Origin of the sequence: Sphingosinicella sp. (assembly GCF_052388015.1) — a bacterium.
In the GTDB taxonomy this organism is placed as follows: Bacteria; Pseudomonadota; Alphaproteobacteria; order Sphingomonadales; family Sphingomonadaceae; genus Allosphingosinicella.
In genome coordinates, this window is the sequence record NZ_JBQTIN010000023.1 from 36,448 (window position 1) to 51,686 (window position 15,239).

General features: G+C 67.7%; 12 protein-coding genes, 1 tRNA gene and 1 pseudogene. 3 read left to right on the forward strand and 11 right to left on the reverse strand.

Going from position 1 to position 15,239, the window contains the following annotated elements; all coding sequences use genetic code 11:
• Positions 1–224 precede the first annotated feature (224 nt).
• Positions 225–509, forward strand: a complete 285-nt coding sequence (locus tag ACT4N3_RS01825) for a type II toxin-antitoxin system ParD family antitoxin (RefSeq protein WP_444853499.1) — start codon at positions 225–227, stop codon at positions 507–509.
• On the forward strand, positions 506–811 hold the full coding sequence (locus ACT4N3_RS01830; protein ID WP_444853500.1) for a type II toxin-antitoxin system RelE/ParE family toxin: 306 nt from the start codon (positions 506–508) through the stop codon (positions 809–811). Before ACT4N3_RS01825 ends, ACT4N3_RS01830 begins: the two co-directional genes overlap by 4 nt.
• 10 nt (positions 812–821) lie before the next feature.
• Here ACT4N3_RS01830 and ACT4N3_RS01835 read toward each other — a convergent pair whose 3' ends face one another.
• From ACT4N3_RS01835 to ACT4N3_RS01855, 5 genes are all read right to left on the reverse strand, one after another.
• Complete coding sequence (locus tag ACT4N3_RS01835; RefSeq protein WP_444853501.1) at positions 822–1,895, reverse strand: HNH endonuclease; 1,074 nt, start codon at positions 1,893–1,895, stop codon at positions 822–824.
• Positions 1,896–1,916: 21 nt separating this feature from the next.
• The gene (locus tag ACT4N3_RS01840; RefSeq protein ID WP_444853502.1) at positions 1,917–2,861 is read right to left on the reverse strand and encodes a glycosyltransferase family 2 protein; all 945 of its coding nucleotides are present in this window, start codon (positions 2,859–2,861) and stop codon (positions 1,917–1,919) included.
• 23 nt (positions 2,862–2,884) lie between these two features.
• Positions 2,885–4,342, reverse strand: coding sequence for a trigger factor (gene tig / locus ACT4N3_RS01845; protein ID WP_444853503.1), 1,458 nt, complete (start codon positions 4,340–4,342; stop codon positions 2,885–2,887).
• A 52-nt stretch (positions 4,343–4,394) separates the two neighbouring features.
• Positions 4,395–4,479, reverse strand: a tRNA-Leu gene (locus ACT4N3_RS01850).
• Between the two features lie 78 nt (positions 4,480–4,557).
• A complete protein-coding gene (locus tag ACT4N3_RS01855) occupies positions 4,558–4,815 on the reverse strand; it encodes a hypothetical protein (RefSeq protein WP_444853504.1) in 258 nt (85 codons plus the stop codon).
• Positions 4,816–4,987: 172 nt separating this feature from the next.
• Between ACT4N3_RS01855 and ACT4N3_RS01860 the strand changes: the two genes are divergently transcribed.
• Entirely contained in the window at positions 4,988–6,619 is a 1,632-nt protein-coding gene (locus ACT4N3_RS01860) for a M28 family metallopeptidase (protein WP_444853505.1), read from the forward strand.
• 148 nt (positions 6,620–6,767) lie between these two features.
• On the opposite strand, the gene ACT4N3_RS01865 is transcribed toward ACT4N3_RS01860, so the two are convergent.
• The 6 genes and pseudogenes from ACT4N3_RS01865 to ACT4N3_RS01890 all read right to left on the reverse strand — a co-directional run.
• Complete coding sequence (locus tag ACT4N3_RS01865) at positions 6,768–7,760, reverse strand: polysaccharide deacetylase family protein (protein ID WP_444853506.1); 993 nt, start codon at positions 7,758–7,760, stop codon at positions 6,768–6,770.
• Between the two features lie 83 nt (positions 7,761–7,843).
• On the reverse strand, positions 7,844–8,698 hold the full coding sequence (locus tag ACT4N3_RS01870; protein ID WP_444853507.1) for a cupin-like domain-containing protein: 855 nt from the start codon (positions 8,696–8,698) through the stop codon (positions 7,844–7,846).
• Positions 8,698–9,861, reverse strand: coding sequence for a GNAT family N-acetyltransferase (locus ACT4N3_RS01875; RefSeq protein WP_444853508.1), 1,164 nt, complete (start codon positions 9,859–9,861; stop codon positions 8,698–8,700). The genes ACT4N3_RS01870 and ACT4N3_RS01875 overlap by 1 nt, the downstream gene beginning before the upstream one ends.
• A 43-nt stretch (positions 9,862–9,904) precedes the next feature.
• A complete protein-coding gene (locus tag ACT4N3_RS01880; protein WP_444853509.1) occupies positions 9,905–11,494 on the reverse strand; it encodes a long-chain fatty acid--CoA ligase in 1,590 nt (529 codons plus the stop codon).
• 106 nt (positions 11,495–11,600) lie between these two features.
• The gene (gene dnaE / locus ACT4N3_RS01885; protein ID WP_444853511.1) at positions 11,601–15,080 is read right to left on the reverse strand and encodes a DNA polymerase III subunit alpha; all 3,480 of its coding nucleotides are present in this window, start codon (positions 15,078–15,080) and stop codon (positions 11,601–11,603) included.
• A gap of 60 nt (positions 15,081–15,140) precedes the next feature.
• A pseudogene (locus tag ACT4N3_RS01890) lies at positions 15,141–15,239 on the reverse strand (ABC transporter); the annotation flags it as partial.

The window sequence follows — 15,239 nt, forward strand, 5'->3', positions numbered from 1 at the left end:
AGGAAACGGAGAGCGCGGGAGGTGTCGGGCGGATGACTCCTGCGCTCGCAAAATCCCCGTTGCTGCAGAGCTGTGTGCGGCTCCTCCGCGTCTTCCCTTCCTTCCTCCGCGTCTCCGCGTGAACCCACTTCCTTTTGCCAGGAGGCCGCTCGCGATCCGGCGACTGATCACACTCCCGCGCTGCGCACCATTGTGGTATGAATAAATCCTACCAGGAGGCAGGAATGGGCGCGGTTCGGAAGCTCAGCATCGCTCTCACCGAGGAGTTGGCGGGCGAGGTCGAAGCGGCGGTGGCCAGCGGCGATTACGCGACCGCCAGCGAAGTGGTGCGCGACGCGCTGCGCGCCTGGCGACGCGAGCGCCAGGATCGCGAGGCCGCCATCCGGCGCCTCAGGGAGTTGGTGGAAGAAGGCCTCGCCAGCGGCGAGCCCGAGCCGATGCCGGAGAACTGGGCTGAAGAAATTATCGCGCGCGGCCGCGCGCGACTGGCGGGCCGCGAACAGGAATGAAGCCGGTTTTCATCCGCCGCTCGGCGGACCGCGACCTCGACGACATCTTCGCCTGGATCGCTGCGGACGACCCGGCGGCGGCGGAGCGACTCGTCCATCGGCTTGTAAGCGCGGCGCGGCGGCTGGCCGATTTTCCCGACAGCGGGACGCCGAGGCCGGAGCTGGGCAAGGGCATCCGCAGCCTGCCGGCCGGCCGCTATCTGCTCCTCTACGGGGTCGGGCCCGACAGCGTCGAGATCGTCCGTTTCGTCCACGGCGCGCGCGATCTGTCCGGGCTGGTGGACGACGGCGAGCCGGGTTGACTCGTCCACATCATTCCTTCGAGCCAAACCTATGGTTTGTCGCGAGGGTCACAGGCTGGCGTAGCGCGGAGATATCGGACTTGCGCGGCGCCAGATGCATGCGGCGATGGCAATTCGGGCATAGAGCGACGACATTCTCGATGCAGTCCGGGCCGCCATCCGCGAGACGCAGGATGTGATGGCATTCAAGGAATGGGCCGGCGGCCGTGCGAAACGGCGCGTCGTTCCCGCAAAGATCACAACGGCCGTTCGCCGTCCTCTTGGCGTAGGCGCTGATCCAGGGAGAACGGGCAATCGACTGGCCCCTGGAACTGGTGCGCGGCGGTTCTTGTCTCGCCTCGCGTTCCGCACGATCACGTAGGCCGGCCAAATCCATTTGCGCGAGGTCTTGCTCGACCTCCAGCTCCTCGCCTTCCTTCGGCACGATCATGAACCCGAGCGCCGCGAGGACGTCGTTGGTCGGCCAGCCCCCGCCGCGATTGTTCCTGACGCCGGCCAGTTGGGCGGCGCGGCTCAGGATCACCTTGGGCGGATATCGATCGCCGGAGTTCGGATGGAGAACGTCCCACCGGGTCGATCGCCGCTCGGCGCGATATCCCTCCTTCGCTACTTGTTGAAATGCCGCCAGGACATGCGCGCGCGTGATCGGCTGGTTGGGCCACCTCCGCTCTGTTTCCTCTCTCAATCTTTCGGGCCGCAGAGATACCTTTTCGCTGGTTTGCCTCGGCAAGTGGTGAGTGATCTGCCGAACCGCGAATGGCGGTAACGCATCGTGAATGTCGCCCGCTGTCGCCTGCCAGCTTACGCGTGCTTCGTGCCGATGGTTCGACCCACGCCGGGCGTTCGCGACGAGCCGATAACTTTGCGGGCCTTCGGCAATTCCGTATCCGACGACGCCAAAGCCGTTCGCATAAGCGAAGATCGTATCCCCAGCTTGATAGCGTCTAAGAACTTGTTGCCCCCTGCCTCCCGGTTCGTTGCCAAACCCGGCCGTGATCGTTCCGCTTCCGCGAAGGCTGTCCCACAGCGACTGCATTGTCGCCGGCGGCACTGGCATCCCAAGATTGTGGAAATAGGCGACCATATTCCTGCTTTCCTAGCAAGTTCAGTAGGTAGGGGGCCCGCCTATCCCCGGCAGTGCAAGATAGTGAAGCCGCCGCACCTCCCGCCTGCCCCGCACCACGGTGTCGAGAATCAGGCCGGTGAAGAAGCACAAGGCGGCGAGGATCATCAGGCCGGTGGCGAGAATCGCGGTCGGGAAGCGCGGCACCAAGCCGGTCCGGGCGTAGGTGATGGCGAGCGGGATCGAGATCAGGATCGCGATCAGCGCAAGCAGCAGCGCGTAGAAACCGTAGAACATCACCGGCCGTTCGATCCGGTAGAGATGCAGGATGGTGCGAAGAATCCGAGAGCCGTCACGATAGGTGGAGAGCTTGGATTCCGAGCCTTCCGGCCGGGCGCCATAAGCGGTTTCGACCTCGCCGACCGGCATGGCGAGCTCCAGCGCGTGGACGCTGATCTCGGTCTCGGTCTCGAAGCCGCGCGAAAGGGCCGGGAAGCTCTTCACGAAGCGTCTTGAGAAAACCCGGTAACCCGAGAAGATATCCGTGAAAGTGCGCCCGAACAGGCGCGCGAGGATGCCGGTCATCGTCCGGTTGCCGAGCACGTGGCCGCGGCGATAGGCGTCGGCCGCCTGATGGACGCGGGTGCCGACGACCATGTCGAGCTGCTCGTCGATGAGCTTGGCCACCAGCGCCGGCGCGACAGCGGCGTCATAGGTCGCGTCGCCGTCGGCCATCACATAAATGTCGGCTTCGACATCGGCGAACATGCGGCGGACGACATGGCCTTTGCCCCGCATCCGCTCGGTGCGGACCATCGCGCCGGCCGCCGCCGCGACCTCAATGGTGCGGTCCTTGCTGTTATTGTCGTAGACGTAGATCGCCGCGTCGGGCAGCGCGGCGCGGAACCCCGCCACCGTCGCCGCGATCGCGGCCTCCTCGTTGTAGCACGGCAGGAGGACGGCGATGCGATGCTGCGGTGCTGGCACGGCCGATCCCCCTTCGCCGGCGACTATGCCTTCTTCGCGGCCTTCTTGGCAGGGGCTTTCTTCGCCGCCGGCTTTTCGGCCTTCGCCGCGGCCTTCTTCTTCGGCTTCGTCTTCTCGCCATGATCGTGGCCGCAGCCCGGGCCATGGACATGCGTGTCCTCGGCCTCGACCGCCGCCTCGAGCGCCTCGCGGGTCACCTCGCGATCGCTGATCTCCGCGGTGCCGAACAGGAAATCGACCACCTTGTCCTCGAACAAGGGCGCGCGCAGCTGCGCCGCGGCCATCGGCTCGTTCTGGATATATTCGACGAACTTCTGACGGTCCTCCGGCCGGTATTGCTGGGCGGCCTGCATCACCAGCTGGTTCATCTCCTGCTGGCTGATCTCGACGCCGTTCTTCTGGCCGAGGTCGGAGAGGAGCAGGCCGAGGCGGACGCGGCGCTCGGCGATCCCGCGATAGTCGTCCTTCTCGCCTTCCATCTCGGCGAGCGCCGCCTTCGGATCGGCCTCGTGGCTGGCCTCATGCTGGAGCTGGCGCCAGATCTGGTCGAACTCGGCGTCGACCATCGAGTCCGGCACCGGGAAGCTGTGGCTCTCCGCGAGCTGATCGAGCAGCTGGCGCTTCATATGGGTGCGGGTGAGGCCGCCCATCTCCTGCTCCACCTGGCCCTTCATCAGCTGGCGGAGCTGGTCGATGCCTTCCAGGCCCATCGACCTGGCGAACTCATCGTCGGCCTTGACCGGCTTCGGCGTCTGCACCTCGTTCACGACCACGGCGAATTTCGCCTCGCGGCCCTTGAGATAGTCGACCGGATAGTCGTCGGGGAAGGTGACGGTGACATTCTTCTCGTCATTCGCCTTCACGCCCACGAGCTGGTCCTCGAAGCCGGGGATGAGCCGGCCGGAGCCGAGCTCGACCGACATGCCTTCGCCCCGGCCGCCCTCGAACGGCTCGCCGTCGACCGTGCCCTCATAGTCCATGACGACGAGGTCGCCCATTTCGGCCTTGCGCCTGGCGGGCGCGGGATCGAAGCTCTTCTGGCCGGACGCGAGCCGGTCCACCGCGGCGTCGATCGCCGCCTCGTCGGCCGGGACGGTGAGCCGCTCCAGCTTCAGGCCCTCGATCTTCGCCTCAGGCACGTCCGGCAGCGTCTCGACCTCGACGGTGACGACCGCGTCCTTGCCCTGACCGCCCTCGGTCAGTTCCACGCTGGGCTGCATGGCGGGGCGGAGGTTCTGCTCGCTCATCAGCTGCTGGACGCCGGCCTGGACCGCGCTCTGCAGCGCCTGCGCCTCGATCTGCGCGCCGTGCATCTTGCGGACCAGGTTGGTCGGCACCTTGCCGGGGCGGAAGCCGGGCATCCGCACCTGCGGCGCGATCGACTTCAGCTCCTCGTCGACCCGGGCATCGATATCCTTGGCCGAAATGGTCAGGCGATAGGCCCGCTTGAGGCCCTCGTTGAGCGTTTCCACAGTCTGCATTTGGAATCACACTTTCGTCAGCATTGGGGCCGGGCGGGCGACGGCGGCGCGCTGGTGCGGGCGGAGGGGCTCGAACCCCCACATCTTGCGATACCAGGACCTAAACCTGGCGCGTCTACCAGTTCCGCCACGCCCGCATGAGGCCGGCAAGCGGCGCCCTATAGCAAGGCTGGCGTGGCTGGCAAGGCGAGCCGCCGCCCCAACACCCTGCCTGCTCAGGCGGCGGTCGCGTAATCGTCGTCGATGCGGGCGCGCGGCCGGAACAGGCCGGCGCCGACCGTCATCCGGTCGGTGAGCGGCAACGCCGTGCCGCAAAAGCCGCATTCGGCCGAGACGCGGCCGATATGCCAGTGCGAGCGGCCGCAGCCGGGGCAATGGTTCACCTCGCCGGCGCGATAGGCGACATGGTAGCCGCGCGTCGCGGGTGCGTGAAAACCGGCTTTCCCCCGGCGGCCGAACAAAGAAACAAACATTCTTCTTACTCCCTGGCCGTCCGAACCCAGACGACGAACCGTTCTTTTCCATAGGCGAATTGAACGGGAGCTGACCGCGCTTGTTGGCGAGTGTTCAGCTTCGCGCATCCGCTTGTCAGCCGCGCGCGCGTGACCTAGGCCGGTAAGACAGCTGTTAAGGACCGGCTTTTCGATGCAATCGCTCTTCCGTCTTGCCGCCGTCGCGGCGGCCTCGCTCAGCTTCGCCGCCTTCGGCCAGGCGCCGGCCGGGGATTTCTCGCCGGACGCTTTTCGCGCCCATGTGACATTCCTCGGCGACGACCTGCTCGAGGGGCGCGAGGCCGGGAGCCGCGGCTACGATATCGCGGCGCGCTACGTGGCGAGCCAGTTCGCCGCGCTGGGCTTGCGACCGGCGGGCGCGAACGCAAGCTGGTATCAGCCGATCCAGTTCGTCCGCTTCCCGGTCGATCCGGCCACCAGCCTGACGGTGGGCGGGCGCCGGCTGCAACAGGGGCGGGAGATCGTGTTCCGGCCAAGCCTCAATCCTGCCGCGATGTCGGTGGAGGCGCCGCTCGTTTTCGTTCGCTACGGGCTCGACATGCCGGCGCGCGGTTTCAACGATTATGCCGGCGTCGACGTGCGCGGCCGGATCGTCGTCGTGCTGAGCGGCACGCCGTCCGGCACGCCGAGCGACGTCGCCGCCCATCTCAATGCCGAAAAAAGGCGGATGGCGGCGGCGCGTGGCGCGGTCGGGATGATCACCGTACGCACCCCCGCGGACGCGGCACGGGTGCCCTGGCAGCGGCTGGCCGCGAGCAGCCGGCCGGCGACGACCTGGATCGGCGCTGACGGGCGCCTGTTCACCGAGGGCGACGGCCTCGCCTTCAGCGCAACCATCGACCCCGCGACTGCGGAAACCCTGTTCGCCGGCGCCGAATGCACCGCCGAGCAGGTGCTGGACGCGGAAGCGCGCGAGGGCGGCTGCCCGCGCGGCTTCGCGCTTGCGCAGACCGCGCGGGTCGAGCGGGCCGCGGTGCGCGAGACGCGCTTCACCAGCGCCAACGTGCTCGGCCTGATCCCAGGCTCCGACTCTGCCCTGGCGGACCAGCCGATGCTGCTGATGGCGCATCTCGACGGGCTCGGCATCCGCACCCCCCGCCCGGACGATGCCGCCGGCGCCGACCAGATCCGCAACGGCGCGATGGACAACGCGACCGGCGTCGCCACCCTGATCGAGGTCGCGCGCCAGCTCATGCGCGACTCCGACCGGCCGCGCCGGCCGATCCTGCTCGCCGCCGTCACCGCCGAGGAAATCGGCCTCCTGGGCGCCGAATATCTCGCTCACAATCCTGTGGGCGGTCGCGTCGCGGCGGTGGTCAATCTCGACATGCCGGTGCTGACCTATCCGTTCAGCGACGTGATCGCCTTCGGCGCCGAACATTCGACCTTGGGCCCGATCGTACGGCGGGCGGCGGCGCGGATGAACGTCGCGCTGGCTGCCGATCCGCTGCCGCAGGAAGGCCTGTTCACCCGCTCGGACCATTACAAATTCGTCCGCGAGGGCGTGCCTTCGGTGTTCCTGATGACCGGCTTCGCGGGCGAAGGGCGCGAGCGCTTCACGCGCTTCCTCGCCGACACCTATCACAGCCCGCGCGACGACCTCAGCCTGCCGTTCGACTGGCAGGCCGGCGCCCGCTTCGCCCAACTCAATTATCTGATCGCGCGCGAGATCGCGGATGCGCGCGAGGTGCCGCGCTGGTATGCCGACAGCTTCTTCGGCGATGCGGTCGCGGCGGGCCAGCCGCGGGCGCAGCGGGCGCACTGAGCGGACAAGACGAGCCCCCAAAGAGTCATTCCGGCGGAAGCCGGAACTCATGAACACCGCCCGAGGAGAACTCGCTCGACGCGAGGCAACTCACTTTCAAACTTCTGTGGTCATGGGTCCCGGCTTTCGCCGGGATGACTCATGAGGGTTAAGCCGCCGCGCGGCGGGCGGCCCAGTCGGCCTGCACCCGCGAGGCGGTGGTGAACGTCCCTCCCAGTTCGTCGCGGAAATAGGTCAGCGCCGTTTCGATCGCGGCGAGGAACGCTGCCAGATCGGCCTCGTCGCCGACATAAGGCGTGTGCCCCGGCGCCAGGCTGGGGCTGTGATAGGTGAGGCTGAACAGCCGGTGGCCGCGCTTCGCCATTGCCGCGAGCAGCCGGCATTGCTCCTCGGCCGGGACGCCTTCCGGGCTCAGCCGTGAGCGGGCGAGGAGGCCGCTGCGCGCCAGCATGCCCGGCACGCGCAGCCGCGCCGCGCCGGGATGCGAGAAGAGCCCGCCGGCCTTCTTGCCGAGGCCCGCGGCCGCGCCGATGAAGCCGACGGTCAGCGGGATTTCGAGCAGGCCCCTGCCTTCGTCCAGCCAATAGGGCCGGTCCGGCCAGCCGACGAAGCTGGGGCCGCCATCGGCCGAGAAATCGCTATGCGGCACGACGCTGCAATCCACCTTGTAGCCCAGTTCGGCGATCACCCGCCTGGTGTTCGGGCCGAAGCCGTAGCGACCGGCCTTGAACACGGTCGGGCGCGCGCCGAACCCCTGCTCGATCGCATCGGTGAGCGCTTCGACCTTCGCCCGCTCCAGCACCGGCGGCAGATTGCAATGGTAGGAATTGAAGGTCGTGACCTCCTCCTCGTGCGGCGGCGTCACCCACGGGTGGAGATGGGCGCCGATCTCGGCCTTGCCGGCGTCGCGCAGGCCTTTGAGGAAGACGACCGCCCGCGGATCGGTCGCGACCGGATGGTCGATCACATAGGTCGGGACGACGCCGAAACGGTCGTAAATCTCATGCGCCCGCGCCTGGGCCGGGATCGCAGTCGTCGCCTGGTTCTCGCGCGAAAAGGGCGCAGTCCAGTCGAACTCCTCCTCGGTATCGACAATGATGATCAGCTCCGGACCGTTTTCGAGTTGGGCCGAACGGCCCAACGGCTCGGAAAACGGTCCAGATTCACTATCTGGCCCGCTCCCCGGGCGCAAAACCGGCCTCCACTTTTGCTGAGAGCGCGCAGTCACGGCGCGTCGCGGCCCGCCAGCCGCCGCACCTTCGCGATCGCCCGATAGGAAAACGACTTGATGTGGTTCTGGTGCGGATAACGCTTCGGCCGGGCGGGGTGCATCCCCGCATGGCGAAGCAGCCGGTTCATCCCGTGCGCGCATTCCTCGCGGAAGCTCCAGTCCGAGCGCCAGGTGATCGAAAAGGAGACCGAGACCGCATCGCCATTCTTCACCCAATGCGGCGCCATGAACGGGACGTGCAGTGCATCGCCGGGCGAGAGATGGAACTTGCTGCCCCGCGTCTGGAACTCGTCACGCCACGGCAAGTTGCGATGGCCCCCCGCATAATAACGCTCATGCTCCTCCATCGGCGCCAGCTCCTCGTCGTCGGCGGGGAAGATCGACATCACCTTCTCGCCCCGGATCTGGAGCAGGATATTGTGCTCCGGATCGAAATGGAGCGGCGTCGCCGATCCGGGCGAGGAGATGAAGACGAAGCCGCGATGCGTGTGCATCGCGCCGGTCGGGCGGACCGCCGGCTCCAGGGGCGCCAGCGCCTCGTCCAGCAGGGCGCGATAGGTCTCGTCTTGCTCGACGAACTTGAGAACCATCCACGAACCGCATTGCTCGATACGGCGGATCGTCTCCTGAATCGAGAGGCCGTTGCCCGGCGCCGACTTGGGGTCGACGCCGAACGGCGTGTCTCCGGGATAATATTCGATGTCCTCAGGCCGCATCCGCCCGGCGAGCGCGGCCAGAGATTCGAGCGTCAGCAGCTCATGGCCGCACAGGCCGTGGCGAAGCTTGACCGGCTGCTCCGGATAGGCGGCGGCAAAGGCGTCGAGTTGCGGTCGTTCGAAGCTGGTCATCAACGGGTCTTTCGGAGGGCGGCACGGGTGGTGGCGGCGGCGCGCTCGAGCGCACGGCAGACGGCGTGGAGGGTGCGGCGGCGTACGCCGGCGAGCGGGACGGTGACGCGGACGATCGACCGGCGCTCGCGCCAGAAGCTGTCGATCATCGGATGATCTTCGGCCGCGCAGCTGTCCATCCAGGCGATCTCGGCATCGTCGAGGATCGCCAGATTCTCGCGCTGGATCAGCACACCCGGTGAGAAACGGGCTAATTCCTCATCGAACACCGTCTTGAACGAGAAGCTGCCCGGCGGGCAGCGGAAGTTGACCAGCATCGCCATCGCTTTCTCGTCGAGATCGAGGCGCAGGAACTGGAGCCGGCCGGCGGCGCGGGCGCCGGTGACGACATCGCGGAAAAACTGGGCGCGCGGCGGCGAGCAGGCGAACGCGGTGCCCGTCTCCCCCTTCCAGCCGCCGCGCTCGAGCCGGAGATAATCGTCACACCAGGTGGCGAGATCGTCATCGGCACCGAGGCGGCGCATGGTCACCGGACCAAGCTCGGCGAGCCGATTGCTCTGGCGGCGCAATTCCTTGCGCTTCTTCGCCCGCACCGCCTGCTCGTAATAGGCCTGGGGAGAAAGGTCGCTCCGCAGGAACGCACGCTGCTCGCGCCAGGCGACGGCGCAATTTCGCGCCGCGATCAGGCCGCGATGGACCGGGCCGCCCTCGACCAGGCTGCGCAGGTGAAGCAATGTCGGCCAATCCTCGCCGTCGAGCAGGTCGAGCGCAGCACGCCAGAAAGCCTCCTCCTCGCCTGCCGCGACCAGAGGCGTGCCGACGAACATCTGGTCGTGGCGCCAGTTGACCGCGAACCGCACCGGCAGTTTCGCATAGCCCATCTCGGCCGCGATCGGCATCAGGCCGATCAGCTTGGGCCCACGCCGCACTTCGAGCAGCCGCACATCGCCGGCCGCGCCGGACGCGGCGGCGACGAACCAATGCTCGTAAAAGGGATTGGGCTCGGCCGCCCCGGCCGCGAGCAGGGTCCAGTCGTCGGCCAGCTCCGCAATCGCCTCGCGCAGCGGGCGCAGTCGCGCGACCGGCGCGGCGGGCGCGCGCGCCAGCACAACGCGCGGCCCGAGCCGCCGCTCCGCCGCTGCGATCCGCCCCATCGACGTCATGGGCCGGCGATAGCGGCCGAGAGTAAAGATATGGTGCTTGCGGCTAGGCCGCGACGGTCGCCAGTTGGTGGTCCTTATATTGCTCGCGCAGCGCCGTCTTGAGCAGCTTGCCGGTCGCGGTGTGAGGCAGCTCGTCGACGAACAGGATCTCGTCCGGCAGCCACCATTTCGCGACATGGTTCTTCAGGTGATCGAGGATCTGGCCCTCGGTCACGTCGCTGCCCGGTTTGCGGACGACGAGGAGCAGCGGTCTCTCATCCCAGCGCGGGTGATAGACGCCGATCGCCGCCGCCTCGGCGACGCCCGGGCAGCCGACGGCGGCGTTTTCCAGCTCGACCGAGCTGATCCATTCGCCGCCCGACTTGATCACGTCCTTGGAGCGATCGGTGATCTGCATCGTCCCGCAGGGATGGATGACGGCGACATCGCCGGTGTCGAACCAGCCGTCCGCATCGGCAGCGTCCGCATCGGCCTGGAAATAGCGCTTGATCACCCAAGGGCCGCGAATCTGCAGCCGGCCGGAGCTCTCGCCGTCGCGGGGCTGGATCGCGCCCTCGTCATTCACGACGCGCAGCTCGACGCCGAACGGCACGCGCCCCTGCCTGCAGACCAGATCGACCTGCTCCTCGAAGCTCAGCTCGTCCCAATTGCCCGGCGGCGCGCCCATCGTGCCGATCGGCGAGGTCTCGGTCATCCCCCAGGCATGGCCGACGCGGATCCCCATCTTCATCAGCCGCTCGACCATCGCCCGCGGCGCCGCGGAGCCGCCGATCGTCACCAGCCGCAGATGCTCCGGCTTCTCGCCGGTCGCGTCCATATGCTGGAACATGGCGAGCCAGACGGTCGGCACGCCGGCCGAATGGGTGACCTTCTCCTCGTTCATCAGCCGGCAGAGCACCTTGCCGTCATTGACCGCGGAATAGACGAACTTCGTCCCCGACATCGCGCCGGCGAAAGGCAGGCCCCAGGCGGCGGCGTGGAACATCGGCACGATCGGCAACGCCACGGCGCGAGGGCTAAGATCGAACACCGACGGCTGCACCTCGGTCATCGCGTGGATCACGGTGGAGCGATGCTCGTAGAGCACGCCCTTCGGGTTGCCGGTCGTGCCGGACGTGTAGCAGAGCATGCAGGGCTCGCGCTCCGAGCCCTCGGCCCAGGCATAGTCGCCGTCCTGGGCGGCGATCAGCTGCTCGAACTCGCCATTGTCGAAGCAGACATAATGGTCGATCGACGTCCATTGCGGCCTCAGCCGGTCGATGATGGGCTGGAAGACCTTGTCGTAGAAGAGGACCTTATCCTCGGCATGGTTGGCGATGTAGACGAGCTGCTCGTCGAACAGGCGCGGATTGATCGTGTGGATGACGCCCCCGACGCCGATCGCGCCATACCAGGCGACGAGGTGGCGGCTATGGTTCATGCCGAGCGTCGCGATCCGGTCGCCGCGCTTCACGCCCATCTTCTCAAGCGCTTGCGCCAGCTTCCTCGCATCGCGCGCGATTCCGGCCCAGTTCGTGCGGGTGATCGTGCCGTCGGCCCAATAGGTGACGATCTCGCGCTGGCCGTGCTCGCGCTCGGCATGCTCGATGATCCGCGGCACCCGAAGCTCGAAATCCTGCATCCCGCCCAGCATCGCACCCTCTCCTCGTCTTCTTATGACGAGAGAATGTCATTGCGAGCGCGGCGAAGCAATCCAGTCTGGATTGCCGCACCGCTTCGCGGCTCGAAATGACCATGGGTCAGGAAACGAGCGCGAGGCGTGGGCCTTCGACGACTGACAGCTTTACGGACCCGATCCCCTCGATGCGGCCGATCCGGGCGGCGAGCTCCGCGTCGATCCGCCAGCTGCGGCCGAGGATCAATGTCGCCTCGCCGCCGTCGAACGCCGTCTTGAGCCGTATCTGTCCCGATCCGCCATGCTCACCGGCCACCGCCGTCGCGAGCCGCGCCAGCGCGGCGGGATCGGCGATCTCGACGTCGAGCCGCAGCCGGGCGCGGCCAGCGAGGCTGTCCAGCGACTGGAGCGAGCGGATCGCGACGCGCGGCGTCTCCTCGCCCGGGCGGCGATCGGCCTCGACGTTCAGCAAGGCGCAGACTCCTGCTTTCGCGGCGGCCGTCACCTGCTCGATCGCGCCGTCGTCGAAAATGCTCGCCTCGAACTGGCCGGACGGGTCGGACAAGGTCGCCAGCATGTAGCGCCGGCCCCGCGCCGAGGTGCGCCAGCGGGTGCTCTCGACCAGGGCCGCCATCGTCGCGCTTACCCGACCGCCGTCCGCCGGCGCCGGCATCGCGGCGAGCTGGGCGAAGGTCTTGGCGCCATGCGCGTCCACGAGGTGGCGGTAATTGTCGACCGGATGGGCGGAAAAATAGAAGCCGTAGCTCTCCTTCTCCGCCGCCATGCGCTGGGCCAGCGTCCAGGGCTCGGTGCGCGGCATGCGGATCGGCGCGACATCGGCCGGCCCCTCGCCGAACAGGCCGCCCTGGCCGCTCGCGCGCGCCTCGGCGGCGCTCGAAGCGACGGCGAGGATCGTCTCGGCGGCGGCATGCACCGCCCAGCGCTCGGCGATGCCGTCGAACGCGCCGGCGCCGGCGAGGCTCTCGATCTGGCGGCGGTTGAGCAGGCGCGGATCGATCCGGGCGGCGAAATCGTCGAGGGTGCGGAACGGGCCATTGGCCTCCCGCTCGGCGACCAGTTGCGCCATCGCCTTCTCGCCAACACCCTTGAGCGCGCCGAGCGCGTAACGAACGGCCAATCCGTCCTCATGCATTTCAACCGAGAAATCTGACTTGCTCGCATTGATCGCCGGCGGCAGGCAGGTGACGCCGAGCCGGCGCATGTCGTCGGCGAGGATCGCCAGCTTGTCGGTCTGGTGGATGTCGAAGGCCATCGAGGCGGCGAAGAATTCGTGGCGATGATGCGCCTTCAACCACGCGGTTTGGTAGGCGACGAGGGCGTAAGCGGCGGCGTGGCTCTTGTTGAAGCCGTAGCCGGCGAACTTGTCGATCAAATCGAACAGAGCGTTCGCCTGGCCGGCCGGAATCCCGTTCACCCGCGCGCAGCCCTCCACGAAGCCGGCGCGCTGTGCGTCCATCTCCTTCTTGATCTTCTTGCCCATCGCGCGGCGCAGCAGGTCCGCCTCGCCGAGGCTGTAGCCGGCAAGGATCTTCGCCGCCTCCATCACCTGCTCCTGATAGACGAAGATGCCGTAGGTTTCCTTCAGCACCTCCTCGAGCAGCGGATGGGGATAGGAGATCGGCGCGCGGCCATTCTTGCGGTCGCCGAACATCGGGATGTTGTCCATCGGCCCCGGCCGGTAGAGCGAGACGAGCGCGATGATGTCGCCGAAGCTGGTCGGGCGAACGGCGGCGAGCGTCCGCCGCATCCCTTCCGATTCCAGCTGGAACACGCCCACCGTGTCGGCTCGCTGGAGCAGCGAATAGACCTCTGGATCGCCCCAGGGGGCGAGCCGATCGAGGTCGACCGCGATCCCGCGCGCCGCGAGCAGCTCGGTCGCCCGGCGGAGAACGGAAAGGGTCTTGAGGCCGAGAAAGTCGAACTTCACCAGTCCCGCTTTCTCGACATATTTCATGTCGAACTGGGTGACCGGCATGTCCGAGCGCGGATCGCGGTAGAGCGGGACGAGCTGCTCCAGCGGTCGATCGGCGATCACCACCCCCGCGGCGTGGGTCGAGCTGTGCCGTGGCAGACCTTCGAGCTTCATCGCCAGGTCGAACAAGCGGCGCACTTGCGCGTCGTCGCGATATTCGGCCGCCAGCTCGGAAACCCCGTTCAGCGCACGGTCCAGCGTCCAGGGTTCGGTCGGATGGTTGGGCACCAGCTTGGCGAGCCGATCGACCTGCCCATAAGGCATTTGCAGCACCCGGCCTGTGTCCTTGAGCACCGCGCGCGCCTTCATCGTTCCGAAGGTGATGATCTGCGCGACCCGGTCGCTGCCGTAGCGGCTCTGGACGTAGCGCAACACCTCGCCGCGCCGCGTTTCGCAGAAGTCGATGTCGAAATCCGGCATCGAGACGCGCTCGGGATTGAGGAAGCGCTCGAACAGCAGGCCGAGCCTGATCGGGTCGAGATCGGTGATGGTGAGCGACCAGGCAACCACCGAGCCGGCGCCGGAGCCGCGGCCGGGGCCGACGGGAATGCCCTCCCCCTTCGCCCATTTGATGAAGTCGGCGACGATCAGGAAATAGGCCGAGAAGCCCATGCTGGTGATGACGTCGAGCTCGAACTCGAGCCGGTCGACATAGGCTTGGCGCTCTTCCGCGGAGAGGGCTTGATCCGCGCCGAGCCGAACTCCCAGCCCTTCGCGAGCGTCGGCGCGCAGCTGCGCCTGCTCGGCCGCCGCATCGCCGGCGATGCTGGGCAGGATCGGCTCGCGCTGCGGGGCGCCGACCGCGCAGCGGCGGGCGATCACGCCGCTATTGGCGATCGCCTCGGGAAGATCGGCGAACAGCCGCGCCATCTCGTCCGCCGGCTTGATCCAGGCTTCCGTCGACGAACGCATCCGGTCGTCCCGCTCGAGCTGGCTCGATTGGGCGATGCACAGCATCGCGTCATGGGCCGCATGGAAATCCGGCTCGGCATAAGCGGCCGGATTGGTGGCGACGAGCGGGAGCTCGCGGGCATAAGCCAGCTCGATCAGCCGCGCCTCGGCCGCCCCCTCGATCCGGTCGCCGCGCCGGCTGAGCTCGACATAAAGGCGGCCCGGGAACAGCGCCTGCAGCCGGTCCGCCATCGCCTCAGCGGTCTCGTCCTGCGCTTCCGCGATCAACCGCGCCAACGCGCCCTCGCCGCCGCCGGTCAGCGCGATCAGGCCACCGGTGCGGCCGTCAAGCGCCTCGAAGGGAACATGGGCGTCCTCCTCCGGCGGCCGGTCCAGATGCGCGGCGGAAACGAGCGCGCAGAGGTTCTGGTAGCCCATCTCGTCCTGGGCATAGAGGGCCAGCCAATCGATGACCGGCGGCGTTCCAGCCGGAGCGCCGGGCCGCGCCACGCCGAGCAGCGTCCCCACGATCGGCTGGACGCCAAGCTCGAGGCAGACGTCGGTAAACGGCATCGCCGCATAGAGGCCGTTGCGGTCGGTCAGCGCCGCCGCGGGAAGGCCGAGCTCCCGCGCTCGCTGGGCGATCGCCTTCGGCGCCATTGCCCCTTCGAGCATCGAATAGCAGGAGAAGAGGCGCAGCGGGACGTAGGGCGCAGGCATCGGCTCGATATGGGCCGCGCCGGCGATTCGGAGAAGCGGCGCCGCGCCGCTTATCCACATCTATTCGATTTTGCCCTCGTGAAGCCTAAGCACGCGATCCATTTTGGCGGCGATGCGCTCGTTATGAGTGGCGACCAGGGCGGCGCTGCCTTCGTCGCG